The organism is Delftia sp. PX-1 (genome assembly GCF_055797465.1).
Genome location: NZ_CP184763.1, coordinates 5,296,664 through 5,315,424 on the forward strand (window position 1 = coordinate 5,296,664; position 18,761 = coordinate 5,315,424).

Genomic DNA, 18,761 nt, shown 5'->3' on the forward strand with positions numbered 1-18,761 from the left:
AGGGGCTGCCGGCTGTCACCCAGATGACTGTCGCCTTGCGCTAACATCCGCGCTTGCGGTGCAGGCCGCACCCGGACCTGCGGGGAGGGTTGAACCCACCTGTATGCGCCTCTCGGCGTTTTTCTCTTGCCACATGCCTTTGTGCGCCAAGCTGCAGGTCATTGGCCTTCGTGCACGGAGGTATCCCTGTGAAACGCATCCCCGCCCGGCCCGACATGGGCCATCTCAAGAAACAGGCCAAGCAACTGCTGGCCGCCTATCGCGCAGGCTCGGCCCAGGCCATGGAGCAATTGCGCGCCCACCTGCCCGCTGCCCGGGGCCGCACGGATGAGGCGCTGGCCGCCATGGACCTGCGGCTGCACGACGCCCAGTCCGCCGTGGCGCGCGAGCACGGTTTCGCCTCATGGAGCGAGCTGTCAGGCTACGTCGAGGCATGCCAGCGCCTGGCGGCGGACCCAGAGACATCCCGGCTGCACTGGCTGGCCCTGGTCTATGCCGGCGATGTGGCGGGCGGCACGCACCGCGCGCAGCCCGCGTTGGCCCGGCGCCTGCTGGACGAGCGGCCGGAGCTGCCGGGCAATGATCCCTGGATGGCCTGCGCCATCGGCAACCTGGCCGCGCTGCGCGAAGCCACGCACAGAGATCCCGGCTGGCTGCAGCGCGCAGGCGGGCCGCTGGGACTGCCGCCGCTGGTCGCCGTCACGCACTCGTGCCTGCTGCGCCTGCCCGAGTTCGCCGAGCCGCTGCGCGCCTGCGCGCGCTGGCTGCTGGACGCGGGCGCCGACCCGCTGCAGACCGTGGGCAATCGCTGGCCGCCGGCCTCGCTGCAGGCGCCCTCCGAGACCGAGCGGCTGTCAGCACTCTATGGCGCAGCAGGCCAGAACCATGATGCGCAACTGACGCAGATGCTGCTGCAGGCCGGGGCCGACCCCAACGACGGCGAATCGCTCTACCACTCTCTGGAAGGCACGCCGGCCAGCCGCGAATGCACGCGGCTGCTGCTGCAGGCGGGCGCGCGTGTGGAGGGCAGCAATGCCCTGTTCCGCGTGCTGGACCTGGACGATGTGCAGGCCCTGCGCCTGCTGCTGGACCACGGCGCCGATCCGAACGAGGACAACGGCCAGGGCGAATGGGGCCGCCCGCTGCTGTGGGCCATACGCCGGCTGCGCTCGCCCGCCCACGTGCAGGCCTTGCTGGATGCAGGAGCCGACCCGGCCACCCGCACACCGCAAGGCCTGGGCGCCGCCCGCCTGGCACGGCGCTTTGGCCTGGCAGACGTGGCCGTCCTGCTGGAACAGTCCACGGGCGCTGAAACCGCCACGCCCGAAGAACAGTTCGTTGCCGCCTGCGCCATGGGCGACCGGGCCCAGGCCGGAGGGCTTCTCGCGTCCCACCCGGGTCTGCTGCAAGGACTGTCTCACGAGCAGCTGCGCATGCTGCCCGAACTGGCAGCCCTGGGCCGCTTGGAGGCCGTGCGCTGCATGGTGGAACTGGGCTGGCCCATCGCTGCGCGCGGCGGCGACTGGGATGCATCCGCACTGAACCAGGCCGTGTTCCGTGGCGATGCCGCCATGGCGCGCTTCCTGCTGGAGCACGGCGCACAGTGGACCGAACGCCACGCCTATGGCGACAACTGCGCAGGAACCCTGTGCTGGGCATCGCTGAACCGGCCCGAATCCACGGAACCCGGCGGCGGCGACTGGCTGGGCTGCGCCCAGGCCCTGCTGGACCACGGTATGCCCATGGCCCGGCCCGACCCCGAAGTACCCGGCTGGGTGCTCATCGACGGCAACCGGCAGCGGTATCCGGACGAGATCACGGATTTGCTGCTAGGGGTTGACGCGGACTAGGTCCGCCCGACCCGAAAACCCGTCCTGCCGGCTGGCCCGGCAGGATTCAGCTGCAGTGCCTGCATGGGTCAGAACAGATCAAACCGGCTCATGTAGGCATCGCATGCCAGCAGCCACGCATGTTCATCATTGGACCCCGAAGGCGGCGGGCCGATGAAGTTGTTGAGCCGGGATCTGGCGCGCAAAGGCTTGAGCAGGCGTGCCGCCTCGCCAAAGGCGGGCAGCGTCAGCCCCTGGTCCATATCCCCCAGTCCTGGGAAATCTCCTGCCCGTATCCCCAGACAGTTGCCTACATCCCCAGCCGAAAGATACTGGCTGGCCTGAACCTGCTTGCGCACCGCATCCCGACCACCCAGCTTTTCCAGCAAGGCATCACTCACAAAACTCAGCCAGTTGATGCTGTACATGGCGTTGTTGAAGTCATGGCTCATCAGCGCAAGACTGCCCAGGGCATTCAAGCCTGGAAAACGCTGCAGATAGGGGTACAGCATCTGCTGGCCCTTGCCATCGGGATCGATATTGCGCTCCTCCACTGCAGGCATGACACCCCATCCGGCAATGGCCCAGAAAGGCTGCATCAACTCCACCACCTGGGTGGTAATGCGGCCCACATTGTTTTCGGGCAGCTGATCCAGGACCCACCATGCAGGAAATGCCATGCGAATGAAAGACATGGAAGGGCCTATGCCAGGCGTCGTATATCTGTCATGCCCCCAAATACCTTCGTCATTCTCAATGCGACAGTAAAGGCGAAAGTCTTGCGCATTGTTCTCCCACACCTCAGGGGGATTTGGCTTGCCCGAAGCCATATGAAATATCAGTGCATAACCTTTTGGGTTATCAAAGCTTTTCTGCTTTTTTGCAGCCAACTTTCTTTGTGCTATCGCGCTGGTCAGCATGGCAGGCATTCCGTCGTACCAATAAACCAGTTTCTCCTTCCCTACAGCCTCACAAAAAATATCGACCACTTCCCATGCACGCTCACGCACAGCCAAGGAATCCCCTTCATGGAACACCATTTCAATGGTCCAGCCGGCTCTTGCGCAGACATCACCGAACTGATTGCACAGTACCAGCGCCTTGAGAATATCGATCGTCGCCACGGTGGCTTTTTGCAGCTCTCTGGTGCTCAAAGGTTTTTTGAAATCTTTTGCCATATCAACCCTCCATATTTCGCTATACCGAAGCCATCACCTCAAAAGGACAACCCGAGGACTCTTGCCAGTGCAGTCCCCACTATGCCTATACCTCGGAGCGCCCGCCCCAGCGCAGACGCACCGGCTGCAGCCCCGACCGCCGCCGCCGTATCCTTATTCACCCGCTCGGACAAAGAGATGGCCTTTTCCCTGTTGGCCTGCCATCGCGCTGCCTGGTTCAACACACCTTGGTTCGACTTTTCTCCATCGCCGTCGCACGCACAACTTCTTGCATCCAAGGCTTTCTTGAGAAACTTGTCTCCAAAAAGGTGCGTATAGGCCTGAAGCTGTGTCTTGCCGTCTGGCCCTTCCGCATTGGAAAAGCCATCCCCCGGAAACTTCATCTCATAGACCCGCTGCACGTTGTCCAGCGCAGGCGGCAGGCGCGGGTTCTTCACCACGACCACATCCGGAATGCGCGAGCCCGCAGGCCGGCTGCGCGTGGGGCGCACGAGCTCGTTGCGCGACATGACAGGTGCTCTGTTCAGGTAAGGCACTTCCTGCTTGTAGTAGCCCCGGTAGCCTTCAAACCCATCGGCCTGCATGACCACGCCGGCCACGCAGCGCTGGCCCAGGCCGCCGGTCATGCAGCAGCAAAACAGCTCGCACAGCGCCCTGCGGTCCAGTTCGTTGTCGAAGTCCCGGGTGCCGCATACCTTGTTGAAGCCCACAAGCACGACAGCCTTGCACAGGTCCCTGGACCGCTTCAGGCGATTGAGGGCAATGAAGGCGGGAACCAGTTGCCCGCAGCTCATGTATCCGAGCGGATGGCCGGTGGCCGCTCCACTGCCCCATTCAACTCGTGGAAACGCCCTGCGCGGCTCAATGGCGCATGGATGTCTATCCTGAATGTCATTGGCTCCTTCGCCTGTGAAAGGCGCTCCCTTCCTTCTGAAAGGAAAATAATAGGAGCAATGAATTGGGCACGTAAATCCTATTTACCGGAGATTTCCAGGACTGAGCTGCCCGCAATTGGCAGCGGTCTCCTCTGAAAACTGGCAGAAAAAAGCCTAGGACAAGCAATGGCCAGAAAGCCTGTTTCAGGCGCCGCTCTCGCCTGTCACTCGGCAATCACCTCCTGCTGCAGGTCAAAGCCCCTGCGCTCCCGCACGCTCGTGCTGCCAGCGCCGCAACACAAACCCCAGCCACAGCGCCGTGAACACGGCCGCGCCAAAGACCCAGCCCGACAGCGCGCCCGCCATGCTGCCCGACAGCAGCGTGCCGATGGTGCAGCCCAGCCCCGTCATGGCGCCCCAGCCCAGCAAGGCGCCACCGGCTAGGCCGCGAGCCGCATCGCGCCAGGTGGGGCGGCGTGGCGTCCACTGGCGGCTGGCCACGGCGGCGCCCCAGGCGCCGGCCACCAGGCCCAGCAGCAGCACGGCATGGGGCGTGAGCAGGCTGTTGAGCACGGCCGTGGCGCATCCGCCCAGGGTGTCCAGGCCGTGCAGGCGCTCGGGCACCCAGCCGCCTGCCTGGGCCCAGCCACGCACGGTGCTGCCCAGCGTGGTGGTCACGCCCAGCGGCCGCATGCGCACGATGGCGGCGGCCGCGATCAGGCCCACGGCCAGGCCGCCCAGCGCGGCGTTCCAGCGGCCTTGCCACAGTGACAGCCACAGCTGGCGCAGGCCCGGTGGCTGCGCCGGTTCTGCCGCAGGCCGGGGCCGTGCGCGGCCCGAGCGCCCATGAATGCGCCAGACCCAGGCTGCCAGCAGGCCCAGCACGGCCAGTTGCAGCGCCAGCGCGCCGCCATAGCCCAGATGGGCCGGCAGCCAGATGACGGGCGCATCGGCAATGGCCAGGCTGTACAGCGGGTTCCAGCTGCGGAAACCGAGCACGAAGCCCAGGCCGGTGCCGACCAGGGCAAACGGCGCCACGGGCGAGCCCTCGCCCAGCCGGTACCAGTGGGCGCTGATGCACGAGCCCGAGACCGACATGCCCGCTCCAAAGGCCAGGCCCGCAAGGACCAGCACCCAGCTCACGGGGCCTATGTGCATGTCGGGCGGCAACTGGCCCGGCTGGGGCACGGCCACCCAGCTGCCCAGCACCACGGTCATGCCCGCCGAGCCCACGGCCAGCGCCAGCAGGATGGAGAGCACGCCGCGCGGGTCGCCGAACTCGAACCAGTCGCGCGCATGGCAGTAAAAGCAAAAGCGCGAGCGCTGCAGCACCAGCCCCAGCAGCAGGCCCAGCGCCAGCGCAAAGACCAGGGTGCGCCCGCCGCCTTGCAGCTGCAGCTGCGCCGCCACAGGCCAGGCTGCGGCCAGCACGGCGGCCAGGGGCAGCCATCTGGTCCAGTCCCTTGCCCTGTGCCTGCCATTCACGTTCTGCGTGTGCTCACCGGTCACGCTTGTCATTGCTGCCCCCTTTTGTTGCCATCCACCCATAAAAAAGGGGCCCGCAGCCTGCGGGCCCCAAAGGAGCCGAGCTTTTGCCAAAGCCACACGTCACGCACCTGATCCGTCGAACCAAGAGCACCGACACCCCTCGCCCGGCCCCCGCCTTCAAGACAGGTTGATCGACGGCGGAATCATTTCGCGGCCCAGACCGTACCGGCCGGGTTGTTGATGGGCACACCCACGGAGTTGCCGTATTCGGTCCACGAACCGTCGTAGTTGCGCACCTGGTAGCCCAGGATCTTGGACAGCGCAAACCAGGTGTGGCTGGAGCGCTCGCCGATGCGGCAGTAAGTGATGACGGGCTTGCTGCCGTCGATGCCCACGCCCGCATAGAGCTTCTTGAGTTCTTCGGCGGACTTGAAGCTGCCGTCCTCGCGCACTGCCTGGCCCCAGGGCACGTTGACGGCACCGGGGATGTGGCCGGCGCGGATGGCCAGCTCCGGCACGCCGGCCGGGGCGAAGACCTTGCCCTGGTATTCGTCGGCCGAGCGGATGTCGACGAGCCTGGCGTCGCTGCGACCTTCGGCCGAGGCCAGCGCATCGGTCAGGCGCGCGCGCAGCGCGGTGTTGACCTTGCCCACGCGGTAGGTGGTGGCCGCATATTCCGGGGCGCGGTTGTTGAGGGGGCGGTTTTCGGCCTCCCACTTCTTGCGGCCGCCGTCCAGCAGCTTGACGTTCTGCACGCCATAGATGTCGAAGACCCAGGCCCCCCAGGCCGCGAACCAGTTGTTGGTATCGCCGTACAGCACGACCGTGTTGCCTTCCTTCACGCCGGCCTGGGACAGCAGCTTCTCGAACTGCTCCTTGCCCACGATGTCGCGGCGCACCTTGTCGTTGAGATCGTTGTGCCACGAGAAATTGACCGCGCCCGGCACATGGGAGCGCTCGTACAGGCCGGGGTTGACGCTGACTTCGACGATGCGCACGTCGGCGCGGTTGAGGTTGGCCGCCAGCCATTCGGTGCTGACCAGCGGACCTTCGGGAACGGGCGCATTGGCATGGGCCGTGCCGCCGATCAGGGCCGCGACGTACAGCACGGTGCAGGCACCCTGGCGCAGGGTGGCGGGGATGGTGGAGAAAGCGGTCGGCGTTGACATCACGGTCCTTTGTTCGCAGTTGCGTTGATTGCTCGGTTGCGGTCGGGTTGCTCTGCAATGCAATGTAGGCAGGGGCGGGCCGGTTCCCAACTGCGCAATCCGCAGATGGATATGCGCCGCCAAGGCATGGACAGCGGCACCCCGGGTTCTCTGCTACCCTCGGGCGCCTATGTCAGCGCCCCTGTCTCCCGCCGTCGCGCAAGCGCAGCCGGCCATGTCCCCCGTCCTGGTCGTCATCCTGCTCGGCCTGCTGCTGGGGCTTCAGCCGCTGGCCACAGATCTGTACCTGCCCGCCCTGCCCTCGATACAGACGGCCTTCTCCACCCAGGTGTCCCAGGTGCAGCTCACGCTGACGGCCTTCCTGCTGGCCTTCGGCTGCTCGCAGCTGGCCTGGGGGCCGCTGTCCGACCGCTTCGGGCGCCGGCCCATCCTGCTGGCAGGCATGTCCATCTATGTGCTGGCCGCGCTGGGCAGCGCCAGCGCCGAGACCATGGAATCGCTGATTGCCTGGCGCGCGCTGCAGGGGGCATCGCTGGGCGCCGGCGTGATGTGTGCGCGCGCCATGGTGCGCGACCTGTTCGCGCCGCACCTGGGTGCCCAGGTCATGTCCAAGGCGCTGACCGGGCTGGGCGTGATCGCCTTCCTGAGCCCCGTCAGCGGCAGCCTGCTGGTGGATTCGCTGGGCTGGCGCTCGACCATGCTGGCCCAGGCCGTGATGGGTGCGCTGGCCCTGCTGCTGGTGGCCCTGCGCTTCACGGAGACACTGGCCCGCACCAATCCCACGGCGCTGCAGCCGCTGGCCCTGGCGCGCAACTGGATCACCATCGTGCGCCACCCGGGATTCCAGTCCTACCAGTTGCTGACCTGCTGCACCTATGCGGCCCTGTTCACCAACCTGGCCGCATCTTCCTTCACCTATATCCATGTGCTGGGCGTAAGCCGCACGGGCTACGGCCTGCTGATGGGCAGCAATGCGCTGTGCTACATCGCGGGCACCTTCCTGTGCCGCTGGCTGCTGCAGCGCATGGATGTGCGGCGCGCCGTGCAGATTGCCGGGCTGGCCAGCCTGCTGTCGGCCACGGCCATCGGCATTGCGGCGCTGGCCGATGCGCGCAGCCTCTGGGCCTATGCCCTGCCCTTCTATATCTTCCAGATCGCCCATGGCGTGCACATGCCCTGCGGCCAGAGCAATGCCATCGCGCCCTTCCCGCAGTCGGCGGGCACGGCCTCGGCGCTCAACGGCTTCACCATGATGCTCATCGCCTTTGCCATAGGACACTGGCTGGGCCTGCACCTGGACGGCCAGTCCACCCGGCCCATGGCCTTCGGCATCTGGTTCTGGGGCGTGTGCACGGCCCTGGTCGCCTGGGGGCTGGTGCGCCGCCACGGCGGGGTCGATGGCCACCGCTGATTTTCATTTCCTGCGTTTGCGTTTTTTGAATGTCCACCGCTTCCCCGCTCCCCTGCCTGGCCATCGCCGGCCCCACCGCTTCCGGCAAGACCGCTGCCGCCCTGGCCCTGGCCAGGCTGCTGGCCGAACGCGGCCAGGCCGCAGAAATCATCAGCGTGGACTCGGCCCTGGTCTATCGCGGCATGGACATCGGCACGGCCAAGCCCACGCCCGAAGAACTGGCTGCCTGCCCCCATCACCTGATCGATATCCGCGACCCGCTGCAGGCCTACAGCGCGGCCGAGTTCGTGCAGGACACGCAGCGCCTGGTGGCCGAGATCCGCGCGCGCGGCGCCCTGCCGCTGCTGGTGGGCGGCACCATGCTGTATTTCAAGGCCCTGCAGGATGGCATCGACGACATGCCGGCCGCCGACCCCGCCGTGCGCGAGCGGCTGGACGCCCAGGCCGCGCAGATCGGCTGGCCCGCCATGCATGCGCTGCTGGCCCAGGTCGATCCCGCAACGGCCGCGCGCCTGGCGCCGGCCGACAGCCAGCGCATACAGCGCGCGCTGGAGGTCTGGCATGTGTCGGGCAAGCCGCTGTCCAGCTTTCATACGCGCAGTGGCAAGAATGCCGAACAGGGCCTGATCAGCCCCGGCGGCTTCTTCTCGCTGGAGCCGCAGGACCGCGCCTGGCTGCATGCGCGCATCGCCCAGCGCTTCGACGCCATGCTGAGCGCCGGCTTCATCGACGAGGTGCAGCAACTGCGCGCGCGCGGCGACCTGCACCTGGACCTGCCCTCCATCCGCTGCGTGGGCTACCGCCAGGCCTGGGAATCGCTGGACGGCCTGTACTCCATGGACTCGCTGCGCGAACGCGGCATTGCCGCCACGCGCCAGCTGGCCAAGCGCCAAATCACCTGGCTGCGCAGCATGCCCGCCCGCCATGCCATTGCCTGCGATATGCCCGATGCCCAGCAGCAACTGCTGCAGGCAGCGATGGCCGTGGTGGCCGCAGCAACCCAGGCCCGCAACGGCTGAACAGGAAACCGCCTTCATGACTGCCGTACCCCAGGACAACACGCCGCTGACTCAGCCGCCGCTGCTTCAGGTCCAGGGCCTGGCGCGGCGCTACCGCAACGACGGCGGCACGGAAACTGCCGTCTTCGAGAACGTGGACTGCAGCGTGGCGCGCGGCGAGTTCGTGGCCATCGTGGGTGACTCGGGCGTGGGCAAGTCCACCTTTCTCAACTGCCTGGCCGGGCTCGATGAGTGGCAGCAGGGCCGCGTGCTGCACGAAGGCCAGGACCTGTCGGCCCTGGATGAAACCGGCCGTGCGCTGTGGCGGCGCAGCCATGTGGGCTTCGTGTTCCAGGCCTTCCATGTGCTGCCGCACCTGGATGTCTGGCACAACGTGGCCCTGCCGCTGATGCTGCTGCAGCGGCTGGATGCAGCGGGCCGCCAGCGCGTGCAGCAACTGCTGCAGGCCGTCGGGCTGCAGGGGCTGGAGCAGCGCCTGCCCTGGCAGCTCAGCGGCGGCCAGCTGCAGCGCGTGGCCATTGCACGCGCCCTGGTCCACGGCCCGGCCCTGCTGCTGGCCGACGAGCCCACCGGCAACCTGGACCCCGGCACGGCCGCCCAGGTCATGGAACTGCTGCTGCAGCAGACCCGGGAACACCAGGCCGCCCTGGTGCTGGTCACGCACTCCATCGAGGCCGCGCGCCGTGCCGACCGCGTGCTGCGCCTGACCGCGCAGGGCATGCAGCCCGCCTAACGCCAGAGACCATCCGCCCATGCTCGCCCTGCTTCGCACCTTTTCCTGGCAGGAACTGCGCCAGCATCCCTGGCGCACGGCCACCGCCCTGGTGGCCATCATGCTGGGCGTGGCCCTGGGCTTTGCCGTGCACGTGATCAACCAGTCCGCGCTCGATGAGTTCTCGCGCGCCGTGCGCACGGTCAGCGGCCAGCCGGACCTGGAGCTGCGTGCCATGCAGGGTGGCTTGCCCGAATCGCTGTATGGCCGTGTTGCGCAGCAGCCCCAGGTCAGCCTGGCCGCACCCTGGATCGAAGCCACGGCCCTGGCCGGCACCGCCACGCCGGTGCAGTTGCGCGTGCTGGGCGGCGATGCGCTGCGGCTGGCGCCCGTGGCGCCTGCGCTCATGCCCCGGCTGTTCGATGGCGGCGGGCGGCTGGACCTGTTCGCGCCCGATGCGGTCTTCCTCAATGCAACGGCACTCGAAGCCCTGGGCCTGACGCCGGAGCAGGCGCGGCACACACCCCTGCCATGGCAACTGGGCGGGCGCGCGCAGACCCTGCGCATCGCGGGCACGGTGGCCGCATCCGGCCCGCCGCTGGCCGTGATGGACATCGGTGCGCTGCAGGACAACCTGCAGCGCTGGGGCCAGGTGGACCGCATCGATGTGCTGCTGGCCGAAGGCGCCACGCGCGAGTCCCTGCTGGCCGAACTGCGCCGCCTGCCCGACTGGCCCGCCCAGGCCCTGGCCGGCCGCCCCGGCGACGACCAGCAGCGCATTGCCGAGATGTCGCGCGCCTACCGCGTCAACCTCACGGTGCTGGCCCTGGTGGCGCTGTTCACGGGGGCGTTCCTGGTGTTCTCGGTGCTGGCGCTCAGCGTGGCCCAGCGCGCGCCGCAGTTCGCCCTGCTGGCCGTGCTGGGACTGACACCGCGCCAGCGCCTGGGCCTGGTGCTGCTGGAATCGCTGCTGCTGGGCATGGTGGGCAGCGCGGCCGGCATTGCGCTGGGCGCGGGACTGGCCTGGCTGGCCCTGCACCTGCTGGGCGGTGACCTGGGCGGCGGCTACTTTGCCGGCGTGCAGCCCGCGCTGCAGTGGAGCGCCAGCGCCGCGCTGACCTTTGGCCTGCTGGGCGTGGCCGCCACCGTGGCTGGCGGCTGGTGGCCGGCGCGCCAGGCCATGGAGTTGCCGCCCGCCGCCACGCTCAAGGGCCAGGGCGCGGGCTCCGAACGCGCGGCGCGCGGCCTGCCAGCCCTGCTGCTGATGGCAGCCAGCGTGGCCCTGGCCTTTGTGCCGCCCGTGGCCGGCATTCCCCTGGCCGCCTATGCCGCCGTGGCCCTGCTGCTGCTGGGCGGCATGGCCGCCCTGCCCTGGTTGCTGGGCCAGCTGTTGCGCCTGGTGCCGCAATCGCTGCTGCGCCAGCCGCTGGCCCTGCTGCCCGTGGAACGCGCACGGCGCATGCGCCGCAGCACCACGGTGGCCGTGGGCGGCGTGGTGGCCAGCCTGAGCCTGGCCGTGGCGCTGACCGTGATGGTGGCCAGCTTCAGGGACAGCATGATCGCCTGGCTGGACGCCGTGCTGCCCGCCCCGCTGTACCTGCGCACGGCCGGCAGCGCAGGCCGTGCCGATGCCGCGCCCCTGCCCGCCGATCTGGCCCCGCGCATTGCCGCCCTGCCTGGCGTGCAGCGCGCCCAGCCCATGCGCAGCACCAGCCTGTGGCTCAGCCCGGATCGCCCCGCCGTCAGCCTGCTGCTGCGTCCGCTGCATGGCCCCCAGGGCCAGCAGTTGCCGTGGATACAAGGCCCCGTGCAAGCGCCCGCTGGCAGCACGCCCGTCTATGTCAGTGAAGCCGTGGCCCAACTCTATGGCGTGCGGCCGGGCCAGGAGTGGCCGCTGCTGGCCCAGGCCCTGCCGTCCGAAGATTCCCGCGTGTTTGTGGCCGGCATCTGGCGCGACTATGTGCGCCAGTTCGGCGCCATCGCCATGGACTGGGACGACTACCAACAGCTCGCCAAGGGCAGCGCCACCACGGCAGGCCCCACCGAAATCGCCATCTGGCCGGACGGCGACGACACAGCCACGGCGCAGCAGCTTCAGGCGCGCATCCAGTCGCTGATGACCGGGCCGGGCGCCGCGCAGGCCCTGGAGTTCGCCAGCAGCGGCGCGCTGCGCGAGCGCTCCATGCGCATCTTCGACCGCAGCTTTGCCGTGACCTACTGGCTGCAGGCCGTGGCCATCGGCATCGGCCTGTTCGGCATCGCGGCCAGCTTCAGCGCCCAGGTGCTGGCACGGCGCAAGGAATTCGGCCTGCTCGCCCACCTGGGCCTGACGCGGCGCGACATCCTGGCCGTGGTGGCCGGCGAAGGCATGGCCTGGACCACGGCGGGCGCCATCGCGGGCAGCCTGCTGGGCCTGGGTGTGGCCGTGATCCTGGTGCATGTGGTGAATCCGCAAAGCTTTCACTGGACCATGGAGCTGTCCCTGCCCTGGCCCCGCCTTTTGGCGCTGGCTGCCAGCGTGATCGCGGCAGGCACGCTGACGGCCTGGCTGGCCGGGCGTGCGGCTGCAGGGCGCGAGGCAGTGCTGGCGGTCAAGGAGGATTGGTAAACCCCATCCCCAGCCACATACCGATAGCCAAATGAAAATGAAACCACCCAATCAATTGTTAATTTTTCTTACAGAAGAATTAATTTCTATCTGATCATCTGCCCGAATTCGGCGGGACACGACCTACATAGAAGGCCCCCTGCCTCGACAAATCAGACCAGGCACATCACCGCCTGGATTCGGGAGATCGGACTCATGGCAGGTTTCGGAAAACGTTGGGCTGCGTCGCTGGCCCTGGGCACGGCACTGTGCGGCTCGGCGTGGGGGCAGATCGTTTTCCCTCCTGGCTCCAGCATCGATCTGGCCGGCGGTTCGTTCCAGTTGCCTTGCACCGCGGTCATCATGCAGGGCGACTTGACACTGGGAACAGGGACCTTCGACACGGGATCCTTCAGCTTCGACACCGGCGCGACGGTCACCGGAACAGGGGGCCAGCTCAACGTCAGCGGCGATCTCACCAGCACCGTGCCGTTGAACCTGGGCACCAGCAGCGTGGTGCTGTCGGACTCGTGCGCCCCCGGCTCCACCCTGCAACTGGGCGGCAACATCGTCGTCAAGGACCTCACGCTGATCAGCACCAGCGCAACGCCTCCCACCATCGTTTTGCCGGCAGGCACCAACCTCACGGTGCTGGGCACCCTTACCCTGGGCTCTCCTGGCAGGCCGGTGGTACTGACCTCTTCCGGCCCTGGCACCGCCGTGGTGACCATGGGGCCGTCGGCGACCCTGGTCAACAGCAGCGGCAGCGTGGTGCCTGGCAACGTGCAGATCGGAGCGCCTGTGGTGACGGCTCCGGCCAGCATCCCCACGCTCAGCACCTATGGGCTGATGCTGATGAGCCTGCTGCTCGGCGGCATGGCCCTGCATCGCCAGCGCCGCGCAACACGCCTCTGAGCAGGCCGGGCGCCCCGGCATCCGGCCCCTGGGCCGGCCCATTCTTCTTCCATCCTGGCTCCCGCCACGCGGGTGCCGGCTTTCCGCGCGTATTCATCCAAGCAGCATCTGAACCATGGACCGTCGCAACTTCCCCATCCCTCCCCGCCTTCTCTGGTCGCTGTGCATCAGCGCGGGAATCTTCAGCCCGGCAGCCCATGCCGCCGACGTGAGCATCACTATGCCGGCCGGTGGCAATTTCGTGATCAAGAATTCTGCGGGGGCCGAACGCTTGCGGGTACAGAACACAGGGGAGGTGCTGGTACCAGCCCTGCCTGCCGATGCAGCCACTGGCAACCAGCTGCTGTGCGTTGACGGCGCCACGGGGCAATTGGTGCATTGCGCGCCGGGTGTGGGCGGCGGGGCAACTGGCGCTACGGGAGCCACAGGTGCGACCGGCGCCACAGGGGCAACAGGCCCAGCAGGCGTGACCGGCGCCACGGGGGTGGCTGGACCGACAGGCGCAACGGGAGTCACTGGTCCGACTGGGGCCACCGGTGCGGGCACCCCAGGCACCACGGGTTCGACGGGGGCCACTGGCGCGACTGGACCCACCGGACCTACAGGGGCCACGGGTGCAACCGGCCCGACGGGCCCGACCGGCATGACAGGGGCTACGGGCGTGACAGGGGCCCAGGGTGACACAGGTCCCACAGGGCCCCAGGGCGCGCAAGGCATTCAGGGAATCCAGGGCATCCAGGGCGTGACGGGTGCCACAGGAGCTGGACTTCAAGGCCCCACAGGCCCTGCAGGAGTCCAGGGGCCTGCAGGCTCGGGTGGGTTTTTCCAGACGTATACAACTCCTGCCCGCGGCAACAGCGCTGGCAACGGCACAATTTATTTGTTTGCCAACGGCGGCGGTAACACATTCGAGACCGATGCGCAGCGCATGGTACACACCTCATGCACCAATGCTTCATTGCGCGCCATGCTGACAGAGAACAGGGCGTTGAGCCTGACGCTGCAGCTGCGTCGAGGCGTGAACGAGAACTTCTCCAATGTGTCGGGCGTGCCAATCTGTACGCTTTCCAATGCCAACCCCACATGTGATGTGTCCGGCCCCGCCACTTACGCACCAGGCGACACCATGACTGTGCAGTTGGTTGGCACCCAGGCCTTCAATACGGCGGTTACCGGTTTGATCGTGGTGGCCTCCTGCCAGTGAGCTCGCTATGCGACCTGCGCGCCGCGTCCATATCTGCCTGAACATGATCGTCAAGAACGAGGCCCCGGTGATCGCGCGTTGCCTGGCCTCGGTCAAGCCGTGGGTGGACCATTGGGTGATCGTGGACACGGGCTCCAGCGATGGCACGCAGGACCTGGTGCGCCAGTGCATGGAGGGCATACCCGGCAGCCTGCACGAGCGGCCCTGGGTGGACTTCGCCCACAACCGCAACGAGGCGCTGGAGCTGGCGCGGCCGCACGGTGACTACCTGCTGTTCATTGATGCCGACGAGCAGCTGCGCGTGCCCGAAGGCTTTGCATGGCCGGCGCTGGAGGCGGACGGCTGCATGCTGTCCTGCCACATGGCGGGCACCGAATACCAGCGCAATGCGCTGATCGCCACGCGCGTGGACTGGCGCTGGGAAGGCGTGCTGCACGAGTACCTGACCGCCCCGGCGCACCAGGCCTGGCAGATGCTGGCGGGGCCGTACATCGATGTCTCGCACGACGGCGCGCGGGCGCGGGACCCGCAGACCTACCTGCGCGACATCGCCGTGCTCGAGAAGGCCGTGCGCGAGCAGCCCGGCAACACGCGCAACGTGTTCTATCTGGCGCAAAGCCACCGCGACGCAGGCCAGATCGAGTCCAGCCTGCAGTGGTACCGGCAGCGCGCCGCCATGGGCGGCTGGGCCGAGGAGCAGTGGTTTGCGCTGTTCCAGATCGGCGTGCTGCTGGAGCGCTCGGGCGCCGAGCCAGTCTCCGTGCGCGAGGCCTATCTCACCGCCTATGCCGCGCGACCGCAGCGGGCCGAGCCCCTGTGCGAGCTGGCGCGCTACCACCGCGAGCGGTCCGAGTTCGCCCTGGCCTGCCTCTATGCGCGCCAGGCCGCCGCGCTGCCGCGCCCGGCCGAGGACATCCTGTTCATCGACGCCCAGGTTTATGCCTGGCGCGCACTGGACGAGCTGGCCGTCAGCGCCTTCTACACCCCGCTGCGCGACCTGGGCCGCGCCGCGCTGCAGCAGTTGCTGGCCGAACGCCGCTACCCTGCCAGCGAGCAGGCACGCATCGAGGCCAATCGCCCCTTCTATGGCCTGTAGCCGCCTGGGCCGGGCGGCCTGCGACAATGGCCGCCATGCCGCACACCACCTCCCCCTGGCTGCATGAAGCCATCAACCGCATCGAGGCCGACTACCAGCGCAGTGCCGACACGCACCTGATACCGCTGCCCCTGCCCGGCTTTGCCGACCTGGGGATCGATCTCTACCTCAAGGACGAATCCACCCATCCCACGGGCAGCCTCAAGCACCGGCTGGCGCGCTCGCTGTTTCTCTATGCGCTGTGCAATGGCTGGGTGCACGAGGGATCGACCATCGTCGAGGCATCGAGCGGCTCCACGGCCGTGAGCGAGGCCTACTTCGCGCGCCTGCTGGGCCTGCCCTTCGTGGCCGTGATGCCGCGCAGCACCTCGGTGGAGAAGATTGCACTGATCGAGTTCTACGGCGGCCGCTGCCATCTGGTGGACAGCGCCGCCCAGGTCTATGACGAGGCACGCGCCGTGGCCGCGCAGGCCGGCGGCCACTACATGGACCAGTTCACCTATGCCGAGCGCGCCACCGACTGGCGTGGCAACAACAATATTGCGGAGAGCATGTTCACCCAGATGCGGCGCGAGCGCCATGCCGTGCCGCGCTGGATCGTGGTGGGCGCGGGCACGGGCGGCACCAGTGCCACCATCGGCCGCTACGTGCGTTTCCAGCGCCATGCCACGGGCATCTGCGTGGCCGACCCCGAGGGCTCGGTGTTCGCCGCCTACCACCGCACGGGCGATGCCACCCTCACCGCGCCGGGCTCGCGCATCGAGGGCATAGGCCGCCCGCGCGTGGAGCCCAGCTTCGTGCGCACGCTGGTGGACCGCATGGAGGAAGTGGCGGACTGCGATTCCCTGGCCGCCATGCGCAGCCTGTCCACACTGCTGGGCCGGCGCGTGGGGCCGTCCACGGGCACCAACTACGTGGCCATGCTCAGGCTGGCCAGCGAGATGCGCCAGCGCGGCGAGCAGGGCTCCATTCTTTCGCTGCTGTGCGATGCGGGCGAGCGCTACCTGCCCACCTACCATGATGCGGACTGGGTGATGCAGCGCATCGGCGACTGCGGGCCGGCCCAGGCGCGCATCGCGCAGTTGCAAAGCTGATCCATGATGCCCCTGCCCCGCCGCCATCTGCTGGGCCTGGCTGCCGGCCTGGGCCTGGGGGCGGCAGGACTGCCCGCCCAGGCACTGCCGCCACGCACGCTGGTTTTTCCGCGCGACCACGGTAGCCACCCGGAGCTGCGCACCGAGTGGTGGTACATCACCGGCCAGGCACGCGCGGCGGGCCGGGCCTGGGGTTTCCAGATCACCTTCTTCCGGTCGCGCGTGCAGGCCACGCAGGAGTTGCGCTCCGCCTTTGCGGCGCGCCAGTTGCTGTTTGCCCATGCGGCGCTGTGCGATGTGCAGGGCGCTCGCCTGCACCACGACCAGCGCATTGCGCGCGCAGGCTTCGGCATTGCCCAGGCCAGCGAGGCCGATGCCGACGTGCGGCTGCAGGACTGGTCGCTGGCCCGCACCGATGAAGGCGCTGCCGAGCGCTATACCACGCGCCTGCGCAGCAGCACATTCGCCCTGGACCTGCGCTTTGACACCCGCCTGCCCCCCTTGCTGCAGGGCCGCGCCGGCCTGTCGCGCAAGGGTCCCGAACCCGAGCAGGCCAGCTACTACTACAGCCGCCCGCAGCTGCAGGTGAGCGGCACGCTGGAGCTGGCAGGCCAGCGCATGGCGATAGAAGCCGCACGCGAGCCCGGCGACAACCGCGCCTGGCTGGACCATGAATGGAGCCAGGCCCTGCTGCACCCCGAGGCCGTGGGCTGGGACTGGATAGGCATGAACCTGTTCGACGGCGGCGCGCTCACGGCCTTCCGAGTGCGCCGCAGCGATGGCAGCGCGCTGTGGGCCGGAGGCTCGCTGCGCGACGCCGATGGCAAGGTACAGGTCTTCGCCCACGATGCCGTGCAGTTCACACCACGGCGCCACTGGAGCAGCCCCGCCAGCGGCGCGCGCTACCCCGTGCAATGGCAGGTGGACACGCCCGCAGGCCGCTTCACCGTGAACGCCCTGGTCGATGACCAGGAGCTGGACAGCAGCGCCTCCACCGGCGCCATCTACTGGGAGGGCCTGTGCAGCCTGCAAAAGCCCACCGGCCCGGGCCAGGAGGCGCGAGCCGGTCAGGGATACCTGGAGATGACGGGCTACGCCCGGCCGCTGCAGTTGTAGCTATGGCAGTCAACAGCATGGGCACGTAGCCCACCCCCTTGAAACCGTCCCAACCCGGCTCTCAAGGGGTACGCTTTTTCTGCAGCCGGACGATCAGCTCGCCCATGATGCCCTTGCGGAACAGCAGCACGCAGACCACGAAGATCAGGCCCGTGACGATGGTCACCGACTCGCCCAGCGTGGAGAACCACTCCACGCCCGTGAGGCGCTGCAGGAAGAGGCCGAACTCGCCGATCTTGTTCTCCAGCATGACCACCACGGCCGATCCCAGGATGGGGCCGGACAGCGTGCCCAGGCCGCCCATCAGCGTCATCAGGATCACGTGGCCGGAGGTGGTCCAGTGCACATCCGACAGCGTGGCAAAGCCCAGCACCACGGTCTTGAGCGAACCGGCCAGGCCCGTGAGCGCGGCCGAGATCACGAAGGCCAGCAGCTTGAAGCGCGCCACGTCGTAGCCCAGCGAGGTCGCGCGCGGCTCGTTCTCCTTGATGGCCTTGAGCACCTGGCCGAAGGGCGAGTGGATGGTGCGCACGATCAGCAGGAAGGCCAGGACCACGATGACCAGCGTGACGTAGTACATGGTCATGTCGCTGGCCAGGTCGATGAGGCCGAACAGCTTGCCGCGCGGCACGCCCTGCAGCCCGTCCTCGCCGCCCGTGAAGGGCGCCTGCAGGCACACGAAGAACAGCATCTGGGCCAGCGCCAGCGTGATCATGGAAAAGTAGATGCCCTGGCGGCGGATAGCCAGCCAGCCGAAGATCAGCCCCAGCAGCGCGCCGCCGGCCGTGCCGGCCAGCATGGCCAGCTCGGGCGTGAAGCCCCAGCCCTTGATGGCGTAGCCCGTCACATAGGCCGCGCCGCCCAGGAAGGCCGCGTGGCCGAAGGACAGCAGGCCCGTGTAGCCCAGCAGCAGGTTGAAGGCCGAGGCGAACAGTGCGAAGCACATGAGCTTCATCACGAACACCGGATACGCGCCCAGCAGGGGCGCCGCCAGCAGGCCCAGCAGCAGCAGGCCATAGCCCCAGGGGGCAATGCGTTGAACGAGAGTCTTGGATTTCATGTGGTCGG

Annotated in this window: 15 protein-coding genes; 10 read left to right on the forward strand and 5 right to left on the reverse strand. The window is 68.0% G+C overall.

Annotated features, from left to right (window positions below; all coding sequences use genetic code 11):
• Positions 1–188: 188 nt before the first annotated feature.
• A complete protein-coding gene (locus tag ACN20X_RS24190; protein ID WP_473209990.1) occupies positions 189–1,850 on the forward strand; it encodes an ankyrin repeat domain-containing protein in 1,662 nt (553 codons plus the stop codon).
• 68 nt (positions 1,851–1,918) lie between these two features.
• Here ACN20X_RS24190 and ACN20X_RS24195 read toward each other — a convergent pair whose 3' ends face one another.
• The 4 genes from ACN20X_RS24195 to ACN20X_RS24210 all read right to left on the reverse strand — a co-directional run bounded on the left by ACN20X_RS24195 (position 1,919) and on the right by ACN20X_RS24210 (position 6,539).
• A complete protein-coding gene (locus ACN20X_RS24195) occupies positions 1,919–3,007 on the reverse strand; it encodes a type VI immunity family protein (protein ID WP_209801631.1) in 1,089 nt (362 codons plus the stop codon).
• A 38-nt stretch (positions 3,008–3,045) separates the two neighbouring features.
• Positions 3,046–3,801, reverse strand: a complete 756-nt coding sequence (locus ACN20X_RS24200; RefSeq protein ID WP_473209991.1) for a hypothetical protein — start codon at positions 3,799–3,801, stop codon at positions 3,046–3,048.
• A 333-nt stretch (positions 3,802–4,134) separates the two neighbouring features.
• Complete coding sequence (locus ACN20X_RS24205; protein WP_016451221.1) at positions 4,135–5,400, reverse strand: YeeE/YedE family protein; 1,266 nt, start codon at positions 5,398–5,400, stop codon at positions 4,135–4,137.
• A 173-nt stretch (positions 5,401–5,573) separates the two neighbouring features.
• Positions 5,574–6,539 carry a sulfurtransferase gene (locus tag ACN20X_RS24210; RefSeq protein WP_133072469.1) on the reverse strand — a complete coding sequence of 322 codons (966 nt, stop codon included), beginning with the start codon at positions 6,537–6,539 and terminating at the stop codon, positions 5,574–5,576.
• Positions 6,540–6,753: 214 nt separating this feature from the next.
• On the opposite strand from ACN20X_RS24210, the gene ACN20X_RS24215 reads away from it, so the two are divergent.
• The 9 genes from ACN20X_RS24215 to ACN20X_RS24255 all read left to right on the forward strand — a co-directional run bounded on the left by ACN20X_RS24215 (position 6,754) and on the right by ACN20X_RS24255 (position 17,693).
• A complete protein-coding gene (locus ACN20X_RS24215; RefSeq protein ID WP_133072470.1) occupies positions 6,754–7,950 on the forward strand; it encodes a multidrug effflux MFS transporter in 1,197 nt (398 codons plus the stop codon).
• Positions 7,951–7,979: 29 nt separating this feature from the next.
• Positions 7,980–8,969 carry a tRNA (adenosine(37)-N6)-dimethylallyltransferase MiaA gene (gene miaA / locus ACN20X_RS24220; protein WP_133072471.1) on the forward strand — a complete coding sequence of 330 codons (990 nt, stop codon included), beginning with the start codon at positions 7,980–7,982 and terminating at the stop codon, positions 8,967–8,969.
• Between the two features lie 16 nt (positions 8,970–8,985).
• Positions 8,986–9,702: an ABC transporter ATP-binding protein gene (locus ACN20X_RS24225; protein WP_017407482.1), complete on the forward strand. Its 717-nt coding sequence runs from the start codon at positions 8,986–8,988 to the stop codon at positions 9,700–9,702.
• 19 nt (positions 9,703–9,721) lie between these two features.
• Entirely contained in the window at positions 9,722–12,289 is a 2,568-nt protein-coding gene (locus ACN20X_RS24230) for an FtsX-like permease family protein (protein WP_133072473.1), read from the forward strand.
• A gap of 195 nt (positions 12,290–12,484) precedes the next feature.
• Positions 12,485–13,183: an IPTL-CTERM sorting domain-containing protein gene (locus ACN20X_RS24235; protein ID WP_133072474.1), complete on the forward strand. Its 699-nt coding sequence runs from the start codon at positions 12,485–12,487 to the stop codon at positions 13,181–13,183.
• A gap of 880 nt (positions 13,184–14,063) precedes the next feature.
• Positions 14,064–14,387 carry a hypothetical protein gene (locus ACN20X_RS24240; protein ID WP_082254695.1) on the forward strand — a complete coding sequence of 108 codons (324 nt, stop codon included), beginning with the start codon at positions 14,064–14,066 and terminating at the stop codon, positions 14,385–14,387.
• A 7-nt stretch (positions 14,388–14,394) separates the two neighbouring features.
• Entirely contained in the window at positions 14,395–15,483 is a 1,089-nt protein-coding gene (locus ACN20X_RS24245) for a tetratricopeptide repeat-containing glycosyltransferase (RefSeq protein WP_473209992.1), read from the forward strand.
• A gap of 26 nt (positions 15,484–15,509) precedes the next feature.
• A complete protein-coding gene (locus tag ACN20X_RS24250; RefSeq protein WP_338500008.1) occupies positions 15,510–16,577 on the forward strand; it encodes a PLP-dependent cysteine synthase family protein in 1,068 nt (355 codons plus the stop codon).
• Positions 16,578–16,580: 3 nt separating this feature from the next.
• On the forward strand, positions 16,581–17,693 hold the full coding sequence (locus ACN20X_RS24255) for a lipocalin-like domain-containing protein (protein ID WP_473209993.1): 1,113 nt from the start codon (positions 16,581–16,583) through the stop codon (positions 17,691–17,693).
• 61 nt (positions 17,694–17,754) lie between these two features.
• Here the strand turns inward: ACN20X_RS24255 and ACN20X_RS24260 are convergent, their stop codons facing one another.
• On the reverse strand, positions 17,755–18,753 hold the full coding sequence (locus tag ACN20X_RS24260) for a branched-chain amino acid ABC transporter permease (RefSeq protein WP_016447695.1): 999 nt from the start codon (positions 18,751–18,753) through the stop codon (positions 17,755–17,757).
• Positions 18,754–18,761 lie beyond the last annotated feature (8 nt).

What these genes read in the sequence shown, in the direction of transcription:
- ACN20X_RS24195 (WP_209801631.1), bottom strand. Translation starts at nt 3,007, where the DNA reads ATGGCAAAAGATTTCAAAAAACCTTTGAGCACCAGAGAGCTGCAAAAA.
- ACN20X_RS24200 (WP_473209991.1), bottom strand. Translation starts at nt 3,801, where the DNA reads ATGAGCTGCGGGCAACTGGTTCCCGCCTTCATTGCCCTCAATCGCCTG.
- ACN20X_RS24205 (WP_016451221.1), bottom strand. Translation starts at nt 5,400, where the DNA reads ATGACAAGCGTGACCGGTGAGCACACGCAGAACGTGAATGGCAGGCAC.
- ACN20X_RS24210 (WP_133072469.1), bottom strand. Translation starts at nt 6,539, where the DNA reads ATGTCAACGCCGACCGCTTTCTCCACCATCCCCGCCACCCTGCGCCAG.
- ACN20X_RS24215 (WP_133072470.1), top strand. Translation starts at nt 6,754, where the DNA reads ATGTCCCCCGTCCTGGTCGTCATCCTGCTCGGCCTGCTGCTGGGGCTT.
- miaA (WP_133072471.1), top strand. Translation starts at nt 7,980, where the DNA reads ATGTCCACCGCTTCCCCGCTCCCCTGCCTGGCCATCGCCGGCCCCACC.
- ACN20X_RS24225 (WP_017407482.1), top strand. Translation starts at nt 8,986, where the DNA reads ATGACTGCCGTACCCCAGGACAACACGCCGCTGACTCAGCCGCCGCTG.
- ACN20X_RS24230 (WP_133072473.1), top strand. Translation starts at nt 9,722, where the DNA reads ATGCTCGCCCTGCTTCGCACCTTTTCCTGGCAGGAACTGCGCCAGCAT.
- ACN20X_RS24235 (WP_133072474.1), top strand. Translation starts at nt 12,485, where the DNA reads ATGGCAGGTTTCGGAAAACGTTGGGCTGCGTCGCTGGCCCTGGGCACG.
- ACN20X_RS24245 (WP_473209992.1), top strand. Translation starts at nt 14,395, where the DNA reads ATGCGACCTGCGCGCCGCGTCCATATCTGCCTGAACATGATCGTCAAG.
- ACN20X_RS24250 (WP_338500008.1), top strand. Translation starts at nt 15,510, where the DNA reads ATGGCCGCCATGCCGCACACCACCTCCCCCTGGCTGCATGAAGCCATC.
- ACN20X_RS24255 (WP_473209993.1), top strand. Translation starts at nt 16,581, where the DNA reads ATGATGCCCCTGCCCCGCCGCCATCTGCTGGGCCTGGCTGCCGGCCTG.
- ACN20X_RS24260 (WP_016447695.1), bottom strand. Translation starts at nt 18,753, where the DNA reads ATGAAATCCAAGACTCTCGTTCAACGCATTGCCCCCTGGGGCTATGGC.